Source organism: Isoptericola sp. GX10416 (assembly GCF_056590155.1).
Genome location: NZ_JBWPVO010000003.1, coordinates 176,495 through 194,458, shown reverse-complemented (window position 1 = coordinate 194,458; position 17,964 = coordinate 176,495). Strand labels below are relative to the sequence as shown.

Annotated in this window: 20 protein-coding genes; 15 read left to right on the top strand and 5 right to left on the bottom strand. The window is 73.7% G+C overall.

Features of this window, described 5'->3' with window-relative positions; all coding sequences use genetic code 11:
* Positions 1-76 precede the first annotated feature (76 nt).
* The 3 genes from glmM to ACWAT2_RS06645 all read left to right on the top strand — a co-directional run bounded on the left by glmM (position 77) and on the right by ACWAT2_RS06645 (position 2,999).
* Complete coding sequence (gene glmM, locus ACWAT2_RS06655; protein ID WP_402372431.1) at positions 77-1,438, top strand: phosphoglucosamine mutase; 1,362 nt, start codon at positions 77-79, stop codon at positions 1,436-1,438.
* Positions 1,435-2,109 carry a peptide deformylase gene (locus ACWAT2_RS06650; RefSeq protein ID WP_402372429.1) on the top strand — a complete coding sequence of 225 codons (675 nt, stop codon included), beginning with the start codon at positions 1,435-1,437 and terminating at the stop codon, positions 2,107-2,109. The genes glmM and ACWAT2_RS06650 overlap by 4 nt, the downstream gene beginning before the upstream one ends.
* 188 nt (positions 2,110-2,297) lie before the next feature.
* Positions 2,298-2,999, top strand: coding sequence for a DedA family protein (locus tag ACWAT2_RS06645; protein ID WP_402372932.1), 702 nt, complete (start codon positions 2,298-2,300; stop codon positions 2,997-2,999).
* Here ACWAT2_RS06645 and coaA read toward each other — a convergent pair.
* A complete protein-coding gene (gene coaA, locus ACWAT2_RS06640) occupies positions 2,985-3,944 on the bottom strand; it encodes a type I pantothenate kinase (RefSeq protein ID WP_402372930.1) in 960 nt (319 codons plus the stop codon). The two genes, ACWAT2_RS06645 and coaA, sit on opposite strands and share 15 nt — an antisense overlap.
* A gap of 149 nt (positions 3,945-4,093) precedes the next feature.
* Here coaA and glmS point away from each other — a divergent pair, with 149 nt between their 5' ends.
* From glmS to ACWAT2_RS06625, 3 genes are all read left to right on the top strand, one after another.
* Positions 4,094-6,001, top strand: a complete 1,908-nt coding sequence (gene glmS / locus ACWAT2_RS06635) for a glutamine--fructose-6-phosphate transaminase (isomerizing) (protein WP_402372427.1) — start codon at positions 4,094-4,096, stop codon at positions 5,999-6,001.
* A 131-nt stretch (positions 6,002-6,132) separates the two neighbouring features.
* The gene (locus ACWAT2_RS06630) at positions 6,133-6,537 is read left to right on the top strand and encodes a nucleoside triphosphate pyrophosphohydrolase family protein (protein ID WP_402372425.1); all 405 of its coding nucleotides are present in this window, start codon (positions 6,133-6,135) and stop codon (positions 6,535-6,537) included.
* On the top strand, positions 6,534-6,884 hold the full coding sequence (locus ACWAT2_RS06625; RefSeq protein ID WP_402372423.1) for a holo-ACP synthase: 351 nt from the start codon (positions 6,534-6,536) through the stop codon (positions 6,882-6,884). The genes ACWAT2_RS06630 and ACWAT2_RS06625 overlap by 4 nt, the downstream gene beginning before the upstream one ends.
* 130 nt (positions 6,885-7,014) lie before the next feature.
* On the opposite strand, the gene ACWAT2_RS06620 is transcribed toward ACWAT2_RS06625, so the two are convergent.
* Positions 7,015-8,085, bottom strand: a complete 1,071-nt coding sequence (locus tag ACWAT2_RS06620; RefSeq protein ID WP_402372420.1) for an LLM class F420-dependent oxidoreductase — start codon at positions 8,083-8,085, stop codon at positions 7,015-7,017.
* Positions 8,086-8,130: 45 nt separating this feature from the next.
* On the opposite strand from ACWAT2_RS06620, the gene ACWAT2_RS06615 reads away from it, so the two are divergent.
* Positions 8,131-9,663, top strand: a complete 1,533-nt coding sequence (locus tag ACWAT2_RS06615; protein ID WP_402372417.1) for an NAD(P)H-hydrate epimerase — start codon at positions 8,131-8,133, stop codon at positions 9,661-9,663.
* A gap of 18 nt (positions 9,664-9,681) precedes the next feature.
* Complete coding sequence (locus tag ACWAT2_RS06610; protein ID WP_402372415.1) at positions 9,682-10,209, top strand: GNAT family N-acetyltransferase; 528 nt, start codon at positions 9,682-9,684, stop codon at positions 10,207-10,209.
* A gap of 8 nt (positions 10,210-10,217) precedes the next feature.
* On the opposite strand, the gene ACWAT2_RS06605 is transcribed toward ACWAT2_RS06610, so the two are convergent.
* Entirely contained in the window at positions 10,218-10,700 is a 483-nt protein-coding gene (locus ACWAT2_RS06605) for a glutathione peroxidase (RefSeq protein ID WP_402372413.1), read from the bottom strand.
* 67 nt (positions 10,701-10,767) lie between these two features.
* On the opposite strand from ACWAT2_RS06605, the gene ACWAT2_RS06600 reads away from it, so the two are divergent.
* Positions 10,768-11,817, top strand: a complete 1,050-nt coding sequence (locus tag ACWAT2_RS06600) for a pseudouridine synthase (RefSeq protein WP_402372411.1) — start codon at positions 10,768-10,770, stop codon at positions 11,815-11,817.
* On the opposite strand, the gene ACWAT2_RS06595 is transcribed toward ACWAT2_RS06600, so the two are convergent.
* Complete coding sequence (locus ACWAT2_RS06595; RefSeq protein WP_402372409.1) at positions 11,801-12,550, bottom strand: SDR family NAD(P)-dependent oxidoreductase; 750 nt, start codon at positions 12,548-12,550, stop codon at positions 11,801-11,803. The two genes, ACWAT2_RS06600 and ACWAT2_RS06595, sit on opposite strands and share 17 nt — an antisense overlap.
* 77 nt (positions 12,551-12,627) lie before the next feature.
* Here ACWAT2_RS06595 and ACWAT2_RS06590 point away from each other — a divergent pair, with 77 nt between their 5' ends.
* The 6 genes from ACWAT2_RS06590 (at position 12,628) to ACWAT2_RS06565 (ending at position 17,214) form a co-directional block, all read left to right on the top strand.
* The gene (locus tag ACWAT2_RS06590; protein ID WP_402372406.1) at positions 12,628-13,197 is read left to right on the top strand and encodes a TetR/AcrR family transcriptional regulator; all 570 of its coding nucleotides are present in this window, start codon (positions 12,628-12,630) and stop codon (positions 13,195-13,197) included.
* Positions 13,198-13,211: 14 nt separating this feature from the next.
* The gene (alr, locus tag ACWAT2_RS06585) at positions 13,212-14,423 is read left to right on the top strand and encodes an alanine racemase (RefSeq protein WP_402372404.1); all 1,212 of its coding nucleotides are present in this window, start codon (positions 13,212-13,214) and stop codon (positions 14,421-14,423) included.
* Positions 14,420-14,986, top strand: a complete 567-nt coding sequence (gene tsaE, locus ACWAT2_RS06580; RefSeq protein ID WP_402372402.1) for a tRNA (adenosine(37)-N6)-threonylcarbamoyltransferase complex ATPase subunit type 1 TsaE — start codon at positions 14,420-14,422, stop codon at positions 14,984-14,986. The genes alr and tsaE overlap by 4 nt, the downstream gene beginning before the upstream one ends.
* Before the next feature lie 85 nt (positions 14,987-15,071).
* Positions 15,072-15,812 (top strand): tRNA (adenosine(37)-N6)-threonylcarbamoyltransferase complex dimerization subunit type 1 TsaB, encoded by a 741-nt coding sequence (tsaB, locus tag ACWAT2_RS06575; RefSeq protein WP_402372401.1) that lies wholly within the window; start codon positions 15,072-15,074, stop codon positions 15,810-15,812.
* Positions 15,809-16,339, top strand: a complete 531-nt coding sequence (gene rimI / locus ACWAT2_RS06570) for a ribosomal protein S18-alanine N-acetyltransferase (RefSeq protein WP_402372398.1) — start codon at positions 15,809-15,811, stop codon at positions 16,337-16,339. Before tsaB ends, rimI begins: the two co-directional genes overlap by 4 nt.
* Positions 16,336-17,214, top strand: a complete 879-nt coding sequence (locus ACWAT2_RS06565) for a sulfurtransferase (protein ID WP_402372396.1) — start codon at positions 16,336-16,338, stop codon at positions 17,212-17,214. Before rimI ends, ACWAT2_RS06565 begins: the two co-directional genes overlap by 4 nt.
* A gap of 88 nt (positions 17,215-17,302) precedes the next feature.
* Here the strand turns inward: ACWAT2_RS06565 and ACWAT2_RS06560 are convergent, their stop codons facing one another.
* On the bottom strand, positions 17,303-17,923 hold the full coding sequence (locus ACWAT2_RS06560) for a malonic semialdehyde reductase (RefSeq protein WP_402372394.1): 621 nt from the start codon (positions 17,921-17,923) through the stop codon (positions 17,303-17,305).
* Between the last annotated feature and the right edge of the window lie 41 nt (positions 17,924-17,964).

Genomic DNA, 17,964 nt, shown 5'->3' with positions numbered 1-17,964 from the left:
GGTACTCCGGCGGGGCCGTCCGCGTGTCCGGACGCACTACGATCGTCCGAGCGCCCACCCGAGAGGACCACAACTGATGGCACGACTCTTCGGCACCGACGGTGTCCGTGGCCTGGCCAACCGCGACGTGACGGTCGAGCTCGCGCTCGATCTCGGCAGCGCCGCAGCCCACGTGCTGGGATCCCGCACCATGCCGGGTCACCGGCCCAAGGCGGTCGTCGGGCGTGACCCGCGGGCTTCCGGCGAGTTCCTGTCCGCCGCGGTCTCAGCAGGGCTGGCGGCCTCCGGCGTCGACGTGGTCGACCTCGGCGTGGTGCCGACGCCCGCGCTCGCCTACCTCGTCAGCGCGATGCACGCCGACCTCGGCGTGATGGTCTCCGCCTCGCACAACGCGATGCCGGACAACGGGATCAAGTTCTTCGCGCGTGGTGGTCTGAAGCTCGACGACAGTGTCGAGGACGAGATCGAGGCGGTGCTCGGCAACGGGTGGGAGCGCCCGATCGGCGCCGACGTCGGGCGGATGCGCGTCGACACCGGCATCGCGGCCGAGCAGTACGTCGAGCACCTGACCGCCAGCATCGGTACCTCGCCGGACCGTCGGCCGCTCGAAGGTCTGCGGATCGCGGTGGACGCCGCCAACGGCGCCGCCAGCCAGGTCGGGCCGGACGCGCTGCGTGCCGCAGGTGCCGACGTCGTCGTCATCAACGCGAGCCCCGACGGGCGCAACATCAACGAGAAGGCGGGCTCGACCCACCCCGAGCAGCTGCAGGCGGTCGTCGTGGCCGCCGAGGCGGACTTCGGGGTGGCGTTCGACGGGGACGCGGACCGCTGCCTCGCCGTCGACCACGGCGGCGTCCTCGTGGACGGCGACCAGATCCTCGGCATCCTCGCCAAGGCGCTGAAGGACGAGGGCCGGCTGCCCGGGGAGACGCTCGTCGTCACCGTCATGAGCAATCTCGGGCTGCTGCTGGCGATGCGGGACGCCGGGGTGCGGACCGTCCAGACCGGCGTCGGCGACCGCTACGTCCTCGAGGAGATGCGGGCCCACGGGTACGGGCTCGGTGGCGAGCAGTCCGGCCACATCATCCTCGCCGAGCATGCGACGACGGGCGACGGCGTCCTGACGGCGCTGCACCTGGCCGCACGGATCAAGGCGACCGGCAAGCGGCTGGCGGACCTCGCGACCGAGATCCCGCGGCTGCCGCAGACGCTCGTCAACGTCAAGGGCGTCGACAAGGCGCGGACCGACGCGGACGAGGACCTGCGGGTCGCCGTCGAGAACGCCGAGGCCCTCCTGGGTGAGACGGGCCGCGTCCTGCTGCGTCCCTCCGGCACGGAACCTGTCGTGCGGGTCATGGTGGAGGCTGCGACCCAGACGCAGGCCGACGGCGTCGCGGAGACGCTCGCCGCCGTCGTGCGGGAACGCCTCAGCCTGTGAGCGTCTGGTCGGGCGAGGTCGTGCCAGCCCTGGCGGACGCCGTCGCGGACCTGCTCGACGTCGCGTTCGGCCGCGAGGATGCGCCCGGCGTGCTCCCGATCGTCCAGGCCGGGGACCCGGTGCTCCGGTCGCCCGCGGCGCCGTACGTCGGGCAGCTCGGCGACCAGCTCCCGCGACTGCTGGAGGCGATGCGGCGCACCATGCGCGCGGCGCCCGGCGTCGGCCTCGCCGCACCCCAGGTCGGCATCGGCCTGGCCCTGGCCGTCTGCGAGGACGCCGGGATACCCGGGGACGAGCGGGAGCGCACGCCGCTGCCGTACCGCGTGCTCGTCAACCCCCGCTACGAGGCGATGGCCGACGACGACCCTGCGGGCTCTCGCGTCGCCTTCTACGAGGGCTGCCTGTCCGTGGACGGCTGGCAGGCCGTCGTCGCGCGGCCCCGCCGGGTCCGCCTCACCGGCCAGGACGAGACCGGCGCCGACCTCGACGAGGTGCTCGTCGGCTGGCCGGCGCGGATCGTCCAGCACGAGACGGACCACCTGCGCGGCGAGCTCTACCTCGACCGTGCGCAGACCCGGTCGCTGACGTCGAACGCCAACCTCGCGCGGTTCTGGTCCGCCTCGCCGCACCCGGCGGCGGCCGCCGCGGCCCTCGGTTTCACCCTCTCCTGACGCGTCGCGGCCAGGGGCTGGACAGATGCTGTGAAACCCGCGTGAACGTTCGTCGCTCAGGCCCGAACGGGGGACATCCCTGATGTCCCGCGCCTCGGACGAGCCCTACGCTGGTGTCCGTCGCACCGGATGGTGCTGACGCCGCCGCCGGCCAGGCCGGCTGACGAACGAGGGGCCTCGTGCCGGGAATGACCATGCTGCTGGACCAGGTGGAGGCCTGGATCCTCGAGATCGCCGCGTCCGTCTGGATCTATCCCGCCATGTTCGCGTCGGCCTTCATCGACGGGTTCTTCCCGCCTGTCCCCAGCGAGTCCGTGCTCGTCACCCTCGTGATCTCCGCCCAGGCCACCGGGGTGCCGTGGCTGTGGCTCATCATCCCTGTCGCGGCCGTCGGAGCGTGGCTGGGTGACCAGGTCGCCTATCTCTTCGGGCGGCGCTACGGCACCGAACGGCTCCTCGCGATGCGTAGCGCGCGGGGGCGCAAGACGGTGTCCTGGGCGCGCCGGGCGCTGGCCCGCCGCGGCGCCGTCTTCATCATCGCCGCCCGCTACATCCCGGTGGGCCGGGTGGCGGTCAACATGACAGCCGGAGCGCTCGGCTACCCGCAACGGCGCTTCATGACGTTCTCCGGCGTCGCTGCGGTGCTGTGGGCGGGCTACTCGACGCTGATCGGGTTCGCGGCGGCCGAGGTGCTGGGCCACGACCCGCTGCTGGCGATGGCGGTGGGTGTCGTCGGCGGCGGGTTGCTGGGGCTGGTCGTCGACCGCGTGGTGCAGGCGTTCACCCCGCGCGAGGAGGTCCTGGAGGAGATGCGCAGCCAGGTCCCGGTGGCGGTACCCGGCGCCGAGGAGCCCTCAGCGCTTGTCGAGGAGCCCTCAGAGCTTGCGTAGCCGCACCCGCTGGACCGAGTGGTCCGACCCCTTGGTCATCACGAGCGTGGCCCGGCCGCGGGTGGGCAGCACGTTCTGCTCGAGGTTCGGGGCGTTGATCGACTCCCAGATGCTCAGCGCGCGCTCGGTGGCCTCGGCGTCGGACAGGTCGGCGTAGCGGCGGAAGTAGGACTCCGGGCGGCTGAACGCCGTCCGGCGCAGCTTGAGGAACCGGTCCACGTACCACTGGCGGATGTTCCGGGTCCGGGCGTCGACGTAGATCGAGAAGTCGAAGAAGTCGCTCACCGCCACCGTCGGCTCCGTCGCCGAGAGGGAGCGCGCCGGCTGGAGCACGTTGAGGCCCTCGACGATGAGGACGTCCGGGCGGTGCACCACGGCCTCCTCGCCCGGGACGATGTCGTAGACCACGTGCGAGTACACCGGGGCGTACACCTCCGCGTGGCCGGCCTTGACGCGCGACAGGAAGCGGATGAGGGCGCGGCGGTCGTACGACTCGGGGAACCCCTTGCGGTCGAGCAGGCCCCGTCGCTCCAGCTCGGCGTTGGGGTAGAGGAACCCGTCGGTGGTGATGAGCTCGACGTTCGGGGTCTCCGGCCAACGGGCCATCATCTCCCGCAGCACACGCGCCGTCGTCGACTTGCCGACCGCGACCGACCCGGCGACACCGATGACGTACGGCGTGCGGGGCGGCTCCTCGCCGAGGAACGTCGACGTGGCGCGGTGCAGGCCGGCCGTCGCGGTGACGTACAGGTTGAGCAGGCGCGACAACGGGCGGTAGACGGCGTCGACCTCCGCGAGGTCGATGGGGTCGCCGAGGCCCCGCAGGCGCGCCACGTCCTCGTCGGTCAGGGGCAGCGGCGTCTGTTCCGACAGCCCGCTCCATGCCGCCCGGTCGAAGTCGACGTAGGGGGAGGCCGGCGCCAGCCGGGGAAGATGCTCCGACAGCGGAGGGAGCGACGTCGGATCACCGTTGCCGGCAGGGGACGTCGCGGACGAGGAGGTCACTGGTCGATTCTGCCCGAGGCACCCACCGGCGACGCAAACGCGGTGGGCCGTGCACGGGCGGACCCGATGCACTGGGTAGACTCCCGCGCATGTGTGGCATCGTCGGATACGCGGGGCTCGGGCCCGCGGAAACTCTCGCAGGGCAGGCCTCGACCGTCGAGGACGGGGCGTCGGACCGCCCGCTGGAGGTGGTGCTCGAAGGCCTGCGGCGCCTCGAGTACCGCGGGTACGACTCCGCGGGCGTGGCGCTCGTCGGACCGGGCTCGCAGACCGTCGTCTCGGCCAAGAAGGCCGGCAAGCTGGCCAACCTCCTGGCAGAGCTCGCCGAACGTCCGCTCCCCGCCGCCACCGCCGCCGTCGGGCACACCCGGTGGGCGACGCACGGCGGGCCGACCGACGGCAACGCCCACCCGCACCTGGCCGACGGCGGGAAGCTCGCCGTCATCCACAACGGCATCATCGAGAACTTCGCCGAGCTGCACGAGCTCCTCTCCGCCGAGGGTGCGACCTTCCTCTCGCAGACGGACACCGAGGTCGCCGCGCAGCTCCTGGCTCGCGAGTACCGCGCCGCCGGCGACCTGACCGCCGCGATGGCCGCCACCGCCCGCCGCCTGCGCGGCACGTTCACGCTGCTGGCCGTGCACGCCGACGTGCCCGACACCGTCGTCGGCGCGCGGCACGACTCGCCGCTGGTGGTCGGCCTCGGGGAGGGGGAGAACTTCCTCGGGTCCGACGTCGCGGCGTTCGTCGCGCAGACCAAGGAGGCCCTGGAGCTCGGCCAGGACCAGGTCGTGACCATCACGCCGACGGCGGTCCAGGTGACCGACTTCGACGGTGCGCCGGCCGAGGGCAAGCGGTTCACCGTGGACTGGGACGCCGCCGCCGCCGAGAAGGGCGGCTTCGAGTCCTTCATGGACAAGGAGATCCACGACCAGCCGCACGCGGTGGCCGACACGCTCCTGGGCCGGACCGACTCCGCCGGGCGGATCGTCCTGGACGACCTGCGGATCGACGAGTCCCTGCTGCGCGCCGTCGACAAGATCATCGTCGTGGCCTGCGGCACGGCCGCCTATGCCGGGCACGTGGCGAAGTACGCCATCGAGCACTGGTGCCGGATCCCGGTGGAGGTCGAGCTGGCGCACGAGTTCCGCTACCGCGACCCGATCGTGGACGCCGGGACCCTCGTCGTCGCGATCTCGCAGTCCGGCGAGACGATGGACACGCTGATGGCGGTGCGCCACGCCCGTGAGCAGGGTGCCAAGGTGATCGCCGTCGTCAACACCAACGGCTCGACGATCCCGCGCGAGTCGGACGCGGTGCTCTACACGCACGCCGGGCCCGAGATCGCCGTCGCCTCCACCAAGGCCTTCCTCGCACAGATCACGGCGGCCTACGTGCTCGGCCTGTACCTGGCCCAGCTGCGCGGGAACAAGTTCCCCGACGAGATCGCCGCCACCTTCGACGAGCTGCGGGACATGTCCCGCAAGGTGCAGACCGTCATCGAGCGCGGCGAGTACGTGCGGGCGACGGCGCGGTCCATGGCCGACGCGGACAAGGTGCTGTTCCTCGGTCGCCACGTCGGCTACCCGGTGGCGATGGAGGGTGCGCTGAAGCTCAAGGAACTCGCGTACATCCATGCCGAGGGGTTCGCCGCCGGAGAGCTCAAGCACGGTCCCATCGCGCTCATCGACGCGGGCCAGCCCGTCTTCGTCGTCGTCCCGTCGCCGCGGGGCCGCGACCAGCTGCACTCCAAGGTGGTCTCCAACATCCAGGAGATCCGGGCGCGCGGCGCCCGCACGCTCGTCATCGCGGAGGACGGCGACGACGAGGTGCGCAAGTACGCCGACGAGGTCTTCTGGATCCCGAAGGCCCCGACGCTGCTGCAGCCGCTGCTCGCCGTCGTCCCGCTGCAGATCTTCGCGATGGCGCTCGCGACCGCCAAGGGGCTCGACGTCGACCAGCCGCGCAACCTGGCCAAGTCCGTCACCGTCGAGTGACCCGGAGGCGTCGCGGAGGGTGGAGGCCGACGAAGGAGGCATCCGCCTGGAGCTGAGCTGCAGGGGCACTCGACCAGGAATCGAGTGACCCGGAGGCGTCGCGGAGGGTGGAGGCCGACGAAGGAGGCATCGTGCCACGTCGAGAGGGCATGATCGACCTCATGGATGACGAGCAGGACGGACCGGCGTCCGGTCCGACGACGTTGGCCGGCCTGGCCGACGAGGTCGAGATCATCTCGCGGGTCTACGAGCGCCGGTTCGGTGTGCCACGCACGGACGACTGGCTCGTGCTCAAGCTGCACGAGGAGGTCGGCGAGCTGACCCAGGCCTATCTGGCGGCGTCGGGCCGCTCCCGCGACCGTGGCGACGGCACGGATGTCTGCGGGGCGTTCCGGGCCGAGCTCGCTGACGTCCTCGCGCAGCTGTTGCTGGTCGCCCGGAGGTTCGACGTCGATCTCGAGTCCGAGCTCGAGCGCAAGTGGTTCCGGTTCCGCCACCTCGTGGAGCCCCAGGACGAGGACGGGGTGCGCCGATGATCATCGGGGTGGGGATCGACGTCGTCGACGTCGCACGGTTCATGGCGACGCTGGAGCGCACGCCGCGCCTGCGCGAGAAGCTCTTCACCGAGGCGGAGCGGGACCTTCCGGCGTCGTCCCTGGCGGCGCGGTTCGCCGCGAAGGAGGCGATCGCCAAGGCGCTGGGCGCGCCCGGCACCCTGCAGTGGCACGACGCCACGGTGCACCGCGTCGTCGGCGGGCCTCCGGAGGTCGAGCTGCGGGGCACGGTGCAGGCGCGGGCCGACGAGCTGGGCGTGCGGCACTGGCACCTGTCGATCTCGCACGACGCGGGCATCTCGTCGGCCATGGTGGTCGCCGAGGGCTGACCGGAGCCGTCCCTTTTGCCGACGTCGGTAGTCCGTGTCGAGATCGGCAGTGCGGACGACCGATCTCGACACGGACTACCGACGTCGGCAAAACGGCACCCGGGGTGCGCGGCGGGGAGTGCCGGACGCGTCAGTCCTGCAGCGCGGGGATGACCTGGCGCTGGAACAGCTCGATCTGGTCCCGGTCGCCCGCCGCGTTCGCGAAGTACGTGATCGCGTAGGACATGCCCAGCGCCTTCATCTCCGTGAGTTTCTCCACGATCTGCTCCGGGGTGCCGACCATGAGCCCGTGGCGCCACAGCGAGCTCTCGCGGTGCCCCGGCTCGCCCGGGGCGTACTTGGCGAAGTGGGCGTCGATCCAGGCGAGCTTGTCGTCGATCTCGGCCTGGTTCTCGCCGATGACCACGTTGTAGTTCGCCGAGCGGGTGATCTCGGCGAAGTTCCGGCCGACGTCGCGGCAGTGCTGCTCCAGGACCTGCGACTTGTGCTGGAACTCCTCGGGTGTGCCGGAGAAGTTCGTGTACTGCGCGTGCTGGGCGGCGATGCGCAGCGTCTTCTTCTCCCCGCCACCGGCGATCCACAGGGGGATGGAAGGGACAAGGTCGGCCCCGCCTGAGCCGTTCGAGGTGCCCACGGGCAGCTGCTGCAAGGGCTGCGGGTAGCACAGCGCGCCGTCGGCCTGGAAGTGCTGGCCCTCGAACGTGCCCGAGGAGCCGGTGCGCCACATGCGCTCCATGATCTGCACGCCCTCGTCCAGGGCGCGCAACCGGTCGCCGGCGCGGGGGAACCCGTAGCCGTAGGCGCGCCACTCGTGCTCGTACCAGCCCGCGCCGATCCCCATCTCGGTGCGCCCGCCCGAGATGGTGTCCACGGTGGACGCGACCTTCGCCAGGTACGCCGGGTTGCGGTAGGCCATGCAGGTGCACATCTGGCCGAGACGCACGCGCTGGGACGCCGCGGCGAACGCGGCCATGAGCGACCACGCCTCGTGCGTCGCCTCGTCGCTCGGCACGGGGACGGTGTGGAAGTGGTCGTAGACCCACACCGACTCCCACGCGAACTCGCCGCCCGGCACGGCCTCACCAGCGGCCGCGTTGTCCGCGTAGTGAAGCAGGGAGAGCATCGTCTCCCAGTGCTGCGCGGGCGGGATGTCGGTGAGGGACATGCGCCAGCCTTGCGGGATGAAGAGTCCGAATCGCATGGCCCCGAGCCTATGCGGTCCGGCCGTGCCGCGTATGTTCGAACCATGATCGAGGCATGGAGCACGGCAGACGTCCGCGCCGCTGAGGCGCCCCTGCTGGAGGCCGGGGTGCCGCTCATGGAGCGGGCCGCCTTCGCGCTCGCGATGCAGGTGCTGGCCGACCTGCGCGCCCGACGGCGGCACGCGCGTGGCGCTCGGGTCGCGCTGCTCGTGGGGGCCGGGAACAACGGGGGCGACGCGTTGCACGCCGGTGCCGTGCTGGCCCGCCGGGGCGTGGGGGTCACGGCGGTGCTGGTCTCCGAGCGGACGCACGCGGGGGGCCTGGTCGCCCTGCGCTCGGCAGGGGGTCACGTCGTCGAGCTGTTCGCCGACCCGTCCCGGACCGCTGCCGTGGCCGCCGGCGCGGTGAGCGGCGACGTCGTGCTCGACGGCCTGGTCGGGATCGGCGCCCGCGGGGCGCTCCGTGGAGCGGCCGCGGATCTCGTCACCGCGGTCACCGACGCCCTGGGCGGCGCACCGGCACCGTGGATCGTCGCCGTCGACCTCCCGTCGGGCATCGGGGCCGACGACGGCACGGTCGACGGCCCGGTGCTCCCGGCCGGTCGCACGGTCACCTTCGGGGCTGCGAAGCCCGGCCTGCTGCTGCCGCCCGCGGCCCGGACGGTCGGAGAGCTCACCGTCGTCGACATCGGCCTGACCTTCGAGGGGACGCAGAGCGCTCCGGCACTGCGTCAGCTCGACGCCCGCGACGTCGGCGGAGCGTGGCCGGTGCCCGGGCCGGCGGACCACAAGTACACCCGCGGCGTCGTCGGCCTGGTCGCCGGGACGCCGACCTACCCGGGCGCCGCCGTGCTCGCGGCGTCGGCGGCGGTGCGCGCGGGCGCCGGGATGGTGCGCTACCGCGGGCCCGAGGCCGTGGGCCACGCCGTGCTGGCGGTGCGCCCCGAGGTCGTGGTCGCGCACGGGCGGGTGCAGTCGTGGGTGGTGGGTCCCGGCCTGCCGACGGACGACGAGGGGCAGCGCGACCGGAGCCGTGGCGGGCTCGCCGAGGCCCGCGGAGACACCGGGGCGCACGGGGCCGTGCCCGCCGTGGTCGACGCCGGCGGGATGGACCTGCTGGAGCCCCCGTGCCCCCCGTGGTTCGTGCTGACGCCGCACGCGGGCGAGCTGGCGACGCTGCTGCAGCGGCACGGGGAGCGCGCCGACCGGCGCGACGTCGAGGCGGCACCGCTGCGATGGGCGCGCCGGGCGCACGAGCTCACCGGCGCGACGGTGCTGCTCAAGGGCGGCGTGACCGTCGTCGTCGGGCCGGGCGGTGCCTTCGCCCAGGCCGACGCGCCCGCGTGGCTGTCCACGGCCGGCGCCGGGGACGTCCTGGCCGGGTTGCTGGGCGCGATGCTCGCGGCGCGCTCGGCCGACGTGGTCGAGCGGCCGGCGCTCGCGGCCGATATCGCGGCCGCCGCCGCACTCGTGCACGGGCACGCGGCCCGGCGGGCGAACCCGGGCGGCCCCGTCGCGGCGCTCGACGTCGCCGAGGCGCTGCCGGCCACCGTCGCGGAGCTGGTCGCGCAGGCGTAGCGTTACGGTGGCCTCGCCATGGGAGCCTTCGCAGAGTTCGCGCCGCGCCGGCACGGGACGCCGGCCGCGGTGACGGTCCGTGCCGCCACCGTGGACGATCTCGCGGCGGTCGAACGGGTCCAGGACGGGGCGGGGCAGGCGCTGCTCCTCGACGGGATCCGTGCGGCGATCCTCGACAGCCGCCGGTACGTGGTCGTCGCGGTGGCGGACGGCGCGACGGATGGCGAGATCGCCGGGTGGGCCAAGACCCACCTGCACCCGCGGTCCGACGGCGAAGCACCCGCCGGGCACTACCTCGGCGGGGTGACGGTGGTCCCGTCCTGGCGGCGGCGCCGGGTCGCGACGGCGCTCACCGAGGCGCGGATCGCCTGGATCGCCGAGCGAGCGGACCGGGCGTTCTACGTGGTCAACGCCCGTAACGCGGCCTCTGTCGCCCTGCACGAGCGCTGGGGGTTCCGGGAGGTCGCTCGGGCGGCGGCCTTCCACGGCGTCACCTTCGCCGGCGGGGCCGGGGTGCTCCTGGCAGCCGACGTCAGCGGGTGGTGAACGCGGTGCTACCGCGGCAGGTGGGTCTCGATCGCCTCGATGATCGCCGGGTCGTCGGGGACCGTCGTGGGGGAGTAGCGCCGCACCTCGCCGCCGGGCAGCACGAGGAACTTCTCGAAGTTCCACCGGATGCGTCCGTCGTGCCCGCCCGCGTCCGGCGTCCTGGTCAGCTCCGCGTACAGCGGGTGGGCGTTCTTGCCGTTGACCTTGACCTTCGAGACCACCGGGAAGGTCACGCCGTACGTCGTGGAGCAGAACTCCGCGATCTTCTCGTCCGTGGACAGCTCCTGGAGGAACTGGTTGCTCGGGAACCCGACCACGGTGAAACCGCGGTCCGCGTACTTGCGCTGCAGGGCCTCCAACGTGTCGTACTGGGGCGTCAGGCCGCAGCGCGAGGCGACGTTGACCACCATGACCACCTCGTCGCGGTGCTCCGCGAGGGTGGCAGACGTGCCGTCCATGCGATCGAAGGGGATGTCGTAGAGGCTCATGCGCCCATCCTCGCCTGCCGGCGCCGGCGTCACCAGGCCCGGGCCGCCCGCGCGCGAGAATGACCACATGTCTCACGCGCCCTCGTCCCGGCCGGCCTCCCCGCCGCCGCGACCCGGACCTCGCCGGCACGTCCCGCCGCTGCCGGTGCGGGACGGGCTCAACCCGACGCGCCTGGTCCTGCCGCACGACGCCGCCACGACCGCGCGCCACCGCACGGCGCTCGGCTACCTCCTCGCCAGGTTTCCCGACGACGCCGTCCGCCTGCGCGAGAAGGTCGCGGCCGGCGAGGTCGTCACGGGCGACGGCACGGCCGTCACCGCGAGCACGCCCTACGTGCCGCGCGGCTTCCTCTACCTGTACCGCGACCCGCCGTCGGTGGAGCCGGAGGTGCCCGGCCTGGCCGACATCGAGGTGCTGCACCGCGACGAGAACCTGCTCGTGGTGGACAAGCCGCACCTCGTGGCGACGATGCCGCGCGGCCGCTGGGTCACCCGGACGGTGCTGACCCACCTGCGCCGCACGCTCGACCTGCCCGACCTCGTGCCCGCGCACCGCCTCGACCGGCCCACGGCCGGTGTGCTCGTGCTCACCCTTCGTCCGGAGGTACGCGGCCCCTACCAGCTCGTCTTCCAGGAGCGCCGCGTGGCCAAGGTCTACGAGGCCGTCGCGCCGCTGCCGCCGGCCGCAACCACCGGCGACGACGGCGGTACCGGCTTCCCGCGGACGGTGCGGTCGCGCATCGTCAAGCGCCGCGGGGTGGTGCGGGCCGAGGAGGTGCCCGGCGAGCCGAACGCCGAGTCCTGGATCGACCTGGTCGCCCGCGACGACGAGCGCGGGCTCGGGCTGTACCGGCTCGAGCCGCACACCGGCAGGACCCACCAGCTCCGGCTGCACATGGCCTCGCTCGGCCTGCCGCTGCTGCACGACCCGTTCTGGCCCGTGCTGCGCGCGGACGCGCCCGACGACCCGGCGCGTCCCCTGCAGCTCCTGGCGCGGTCGCTGACGTTCGACGACCCCCTCACCGGCGAGCGCCGCGAGCTCGTCTCGCGGCGCTCGCTCGCCGGGTGGCCCCCGGACGGGCGTCCGGACCGACGGCGGGTCACGCGTCCCGGGTGATCCGCCCGGCCGCACCCGGGGCCATCCGGTGCAGGAGGCGGAACGGTCCGGCGATGCCGATGTCGATGTCGTCGCGGCCGCGTTCCAGGGCGCGGACCGTCCCGCGGGCGGCGTCGGCGGAGGACATCGCCCCCTGGGCGCGGCCGGCCGTCATCGGCGTGTCGACCAGGGGCAGCGTGATGATCGTCGACCGCACGGTGGGCGCCTCGTGGTGCAGCTGGCGGCGCAACGAGAGCGCGAAGGCGACGAGGCCGGCCTTCGCCGCGCAGTACGCCGGGGCGCTGCGCTTGGGGGCGAACCCGAGCGTGCTCGTGACGAACGCGACGCGGGCCGGGCTGCCGTGCCGCAGCAGGGGCAGCGCTTCGACCGTGAAGGCGATCGGCGCGACGAGGTCGGCGACGACCTCGTCCTGGAGCTTCTGGACGGTGGTGCGCGGTGCGTAGGTGATCAGGTCGACCTCGGTCTGCACCGCGGCGCTCTGTACGAGCAGGTCCAGACCGCCGAGCTGGTCGCACGCCTGGGCGACGGCGGCGTGCCGGTCGTCCGGGACGGTCAGGTCGGCCCGGACTGCGGTGTGCCCGGCGCGCCGTGCGGCGTCGAGCCGGCCAGGGTCCCGGCCGACGACCATGACGCGCGCCCCGCGGGCGGCGAGCCGGTCGGCCAGGGCGCGGCCGTAGCCGCTGGTGCCTCCGGTGATCAGCGCCCGGGTGCCTCCGAGGTCGGTGCGGTTCATGCGCCCGACCCCGTTTCTGTAGCGACTGCTTCATTCATGACCGGATCATAACCGTAGCGACTGCTACATTGGCAAGCGTGATCCGACCTCGTGACGAGACGCGCCGCGACGAGCTCCTCGCTGCGGCCTTCGACCACGCCGCCACCCACGGGCTCGCCACCCTGTCGCTGCGGCCCCTCGCCCGGGCGATCGGCACCTCCGACCGCATGCTGGTCCACTACTTCGGCACCAAGGACGAGCTGATCGCCCAGATGCTCGACCGCGGCAAACCCTCGGTCGACGGGCTGCTCGCTGCCTCCCCGGACCTGACCCCCGGTGCGCTGGCGCACCACCTGTGGGCCCAGATGACCGGCGACGGGCAGCAGGCGCCCCGGGTGCGCCTCATGCTCGAGGCGATGGCCCTCGCCCTGCACCAGCCCACGAAGTACGCGCACGTCGCCGCCACCGCGCACCGCGGCTGGATCGAACCAGTCACCGACGCGCTGGCCCGTGCGCTCGACGTCGGGCACAGCGACGCGGCCGCTCGCGCGACCCTGCTCGTCTCAGGCCTCAAAGGCCTCGCGCTCGACGTCTTCGTCACCGGCGACCGAGCGCGCGCGGACGCCGCCGCCACCCTTCTCATCGACGCCGCGACGCGCGGGCAGTGAGAGAATCGCTGACCGTGAACCTCCCAGCCTTCGACGACGGCACACCGGCACAGGCGACCGTCGACCTCGACGCGATCAGCGGCAACGTGCGTGCCCTGCGCGGCCACGCGCCGTCGTCGGACCTCATGGCCGTCGTCAAGGCGGACGGGTACGGGCACGGCCTGGTGCCCGCGGCCCGCGCGGCGCTCGCGGGAGGGGCGACCTGGCTGGGAGTGGCGACGGTCGCGGAAGCGCTGGCGCTCCGAGCGGCGGTCGGCCCTGGCGAGGCGCGCGTGCTCGTGTGGCTGCTGACCCCGGGGGCGCCGTTCGCTGATCTGGTGCGTGCCGACGTCGACGTCACGGTCGCGGCACCCTGGGCGCTCGACGAGGTGGTCGCCGGGGCGCGTGCTGCCGGGGTGCCGGCACGCGTGCACCTCAAGGTGGACACCGGCCTGTCCCGCGGGGGCGTGGCGGCCGGGGACCTGCCCGACGTGGCGCGCCGTGCGGCGGCCTTCGAGGCCTCTGGCGAGCTGCGCGTCGTCGGGGTCTTCTCGCACCTGGCGTGCGCCGACGAGCCGGGGCACCCCTCGATCGCGCGGCAGGCCGCCGCGTTCGAGGCGGCGCTGGAGGTGACCGGCGCGGCCGGCCTGCGGCCCGAGGTGCGCCACCTGGCCAACTCGGCGGCGACGATCACCCTGCCCGAGCTGCACTACGACCTGGTGCGGACGGGCATCTCCGTGTACGGGTTCGCACCCAGCCCTGCGCTCGGCGTGCCGGGCGACTACGGGCTCCGGCCGGCGATGACGTTCCGGTCCCGGCTGGCGAACGTCAAGCAGGTCGCCGCGGGGGAGGGCGTCTCGTACGGACACCTGTACACCACGTCGCAGGACACCACCGTCGGACTCGTGCCGGTCGGCTACGGCGACGGCGTGCCGCGGCATGCCTCGGGCGGGTCCGCCGGGCCGGGCGGGCCCGTCGCCGTCGGGCAAGGGCCGGGCGCTCGCGTGCTCCGGGTGGCCGGGCGTGTGTGCATGGACCAGTTCGTGCTGGACCTGGGCCCCGGAGCCGGCGAGCACGCCGGGGACGTGGTGACGCTGTTCGGCTCGTCGGACGGCGTGGCGCACGCCGACGTCCCCAACGCGCAGGACTGGGCGGACGCCGCGGGCACCATCAGCTACGAGATCGTCACCCGCCTGGGCGCGCGCGTGCCACGGGTGTACGTGTCAGAAGGAGACGTGCTCCAGTGAGCGACGCCGTCGTGCAGACCGAGACCGACCTGCCGGACGCCGCGACCACCCGCGCGCTCGGCGCGGCGCTGGCCGCCGTGCTGCGCGCGGGGGACCTGGTGATCCTCACCGGTGACCTCGGCGCGGGCAAGACCACGCTGACCCAAGGGCTCGGCGCGGCACTGGGCGTGCGCGGGCAGGTCGCCTCGCCCACGTTCATCGTGGCGCGCGAGCACCCGCCCCTGCCGGGGTCGACGGGGCCTGACGGCGGCCCCGGCCCCGCCCTGGTGCACGTGGACGCCTACCGCCTCGGCGGACTGTCCGAGCTCGACGCGCTCGACCTGGACTCGTCGCTCGAGGAGTCGGTGACCGTCGTCGAGTGGGGCCGCGGGCTGGCGGAGGCGCTCACCGACGAGCGGCTCGAGATCGAACTCGCGCGGCCCCGGGGCGGGGTCGGCGCCGATCTGGACACCGACCCGGACGCGGACCCGGGGGCCGGCACGCGGCACGCGGTGCTCCGTGGTGTCGGCGCGCGCTGGGCGGACGTCGACCTCGCCCGTATTGCCGACGTCGGCAATCCGTAGCCAGATCGGCAGTCCGCACCGCCGATCTCGACCCGTATTGCCGACATCGGCAATACGTAGCGGGGGTGCGCCGTAGGCTGGGGCCGTGGCAGTTCTCGCTCTCGACACCTCCGCGGCCGTGGCCGTCGCACTCGTGGACGACGACGGCGCTCGCCTCGCCGCGCGCACCGCCACGGAGCGCCGCCGGCACGCCGAGTCGCTCGCCCCACTGATCGCCGAGGTCCTGGCCGAGGCGGGCCTGGAGCGCACCGACCTGACCGCCGTCGTCGGCGGCACCGGGCCGGCTCCCTTCACCGGCCTGCGCGTCGGTCTGGTGACCGCCCGCACGCTGGCGCTCAGCCTCGGCATCGACGTCCTGGGCGTGCCCAGCATCGACGCCCTCGCGGTGCAGGCCGTGGCGGACCTCGGCCTGCGGCCGGGGGACGAGGTCCTCGCCGCGACCGACGCCCGCCGCAAAGAGGCCTACTGGGCGCGCTACCGCGTCGTCGCGCACGAGGGGCCGCACGGGGTCCCCGTCCTGGAGACGCTGCACGGCCCGGAGGTCCGGAAGGCGGCCGAGGTGGCCGCGGCGCAGCTCGACGCCCCGGCCGAGGCAGGTGCTCACCTGGCGGTCGTCGGCGAGGGCGCGGCGCTCTACCCCGAGGACCTGCCGCCCGACGACGACGCCCCGCTGGTCCCGGACGCGACGGTGCTCGCGCGGGTGGCGCTGGCCCGCCGTGCCGCGGGTGCGGACCTGCCGACCGAGCCGCTGTACCTGCGCCGCCCCGACGTGCAGGAGCCGGCCGGGGCCAAGCGTGCGCTGCCCGTCAAGGGTGGTGCGGCGTGACGGAGAACCCGCTGGAGGTGCGGCTGCGACCCCTGGAGAGCGCCGACTTCGACCGCGTGCTGGAGCTGGAGCGCGAGCTCTTCGGCGCGGGAGCGTGGACCTACGGGATGCTCGCCGACGAGCTGGCCGGCCTCGGCCGGTGGTACGTCGTGGCCGAGCCCGCCGACGCGGCCGAGCGGTACGGCGTCGGGCGGAGACCCGTGGTCGGGTACGCGGGCCTGTGGTTCGACGGCGAGGTGGCCCAGGTGATGACCCTGGGGACCGCCCGGAAGTACCAGAGCCGGGGGGTGGGCCGGCTGCTGCTGGAGGCCCTCGTCGACCGGTCCCGCGTGCTGCGTGCGCGGGCGGTGTTCCTGGAGGTCGCGGTGGACAACGCCCACGCGATCGCCCTCTACGAGCAGTTCGGGTTCGAGCGTCTCGGCGTGCGCAAGCGCTACTACCAGCCCGAGAACACTGACGCGTACACGATGCGGATGGACCTCGCCGTGCCGGAGGCGGGCACGACGGCGCCCGGGGACGCCGCGTGAGCGAGTGGGCGGGCGGTCCCCGCCACGAGGTGCTGGTGGACGCCGCCACGCTCGCCGCAGACCTGCAGCTCGGCGGTCTGGAGGACCCGGCCGGGGGTGCCCCCGTCCTGCTCGACGTGCGCTGGGAGCTCGGGCGGGCCGACGGCCGCGAGCAGTACGAGGCGGGCCACCTGCCGGGCGCGGTGTTCGTCGACCTGGAGACCGGCCTGGCGGCGCCGCCGTCGGCCGCCGAGGGGCGCCACCCGCTGCCGTCGGCGACCGCCTTCCAGGAGGCGGCGCGGAGCTGGGGGATCAGCACGGGCTCGCGGGTCGTCGTGTACGACGCCGTGGGCGGCACGTCTGCCGCGCGTGCCTGGTGGCTGCTGCGCTGGTTCGGGCATCCGCGGGTGCGGATCCTCGACGGCGGGCTGGCGGCCTGGGTGCGGGCCGGCCACCCGCTCGAGGCGGGATCCGTCGAGCGCGAGCGGGGCGACGTCGTCGTGCACCCCGGCGGGATGCCCGTGCTGGACGCCGGCGACGCCGCGGAGCTCGCGGCGGACGGTGTGCTGCTCGACGCGCGGGCGGGCGAGCGGTTCCGCGGCGAGGTCGAGCCGGTGGACCCGCGTGCGGGTCACGTCCCGGGAGCCGTCTCGGCCCCCACGGTCGAGAACCTGGCCGACGACGGGACGTTCCGGCCGGGGTCCGAGCTGGCGGAGCGGTTCGCGGCGCTGGGCGCGACGGCGGACCGGCCGGTGGGTGTCTACTGCGGGTCCGGCGTGACGGCCGCGCACGAGGTCGCCGCGCTGGCCTCGGTGGGTGTCAGCGCCGCGCTGTACCCCGGGTCGTGGTCCCAGTGGTCGAACGACCCGGCCCGCCCCGTCGCCACCGACCCCTGAGCGTTGTGGGCGCGATTTCTGGCCCGATATGCCCTTTTGAGGTAGAAATTTCGCCCAGAAATCGCGCCCACAACGCACGGGAGGTGGGTCAGAGGATCTCGGCGACCTGCTCGAAGGCGAGGCGCGGGTTCCGCGGGTACGGCGACCCCTCGCCGTCGGCCACACCGACGTTGACCACCATGAACGACTTCCAGCCGGAGTCGGCGAAGAACTCGGCGTCGACACCGGCGAAGTCCATGCCGTTCATCGGGCCGGCCGCGAGGCCCACGGAACGCAGCGCGACGATGAGGTAGCCCGCCTGGATCAGGGCGTTGGTGCGGGCCATCTGCTCACGGGCATCGACGGCGGGCGCGAGCTGCTCGCGGATGCCGGGGTACACGGGGAAGAGCTCGTCGAGGTGCTCGTGGAACGCGGGGTCGGAGGCCAGGACGAGGGACACGGGCGCCGCGTCGACCTTCGCCTTGTTGCCGTCGGCCATGTGCGTGACCAGACGCTGCTTGGCCTCACCGGAGCGGACCACCAGCAGGCGCAGCGGCAGGGAGTTCATCGCCGTCGGGCCCAGCTTGGCGAGATCCCAGGCCGCCTCGAGCCGAGCGTCGGGCACCTCGGCGACGGTCCACTGCGAGGTGGTGCGGGCGTCGCGGAAGAGCAGGTCTGCCGCGGCCTCGTCGATGGCGAGCGGCGCGGTCTCCAGAACGGTGTCGGTCATGCCCGGCCCAACACTTCCATGTGTTCGCATGATTCCTGGAG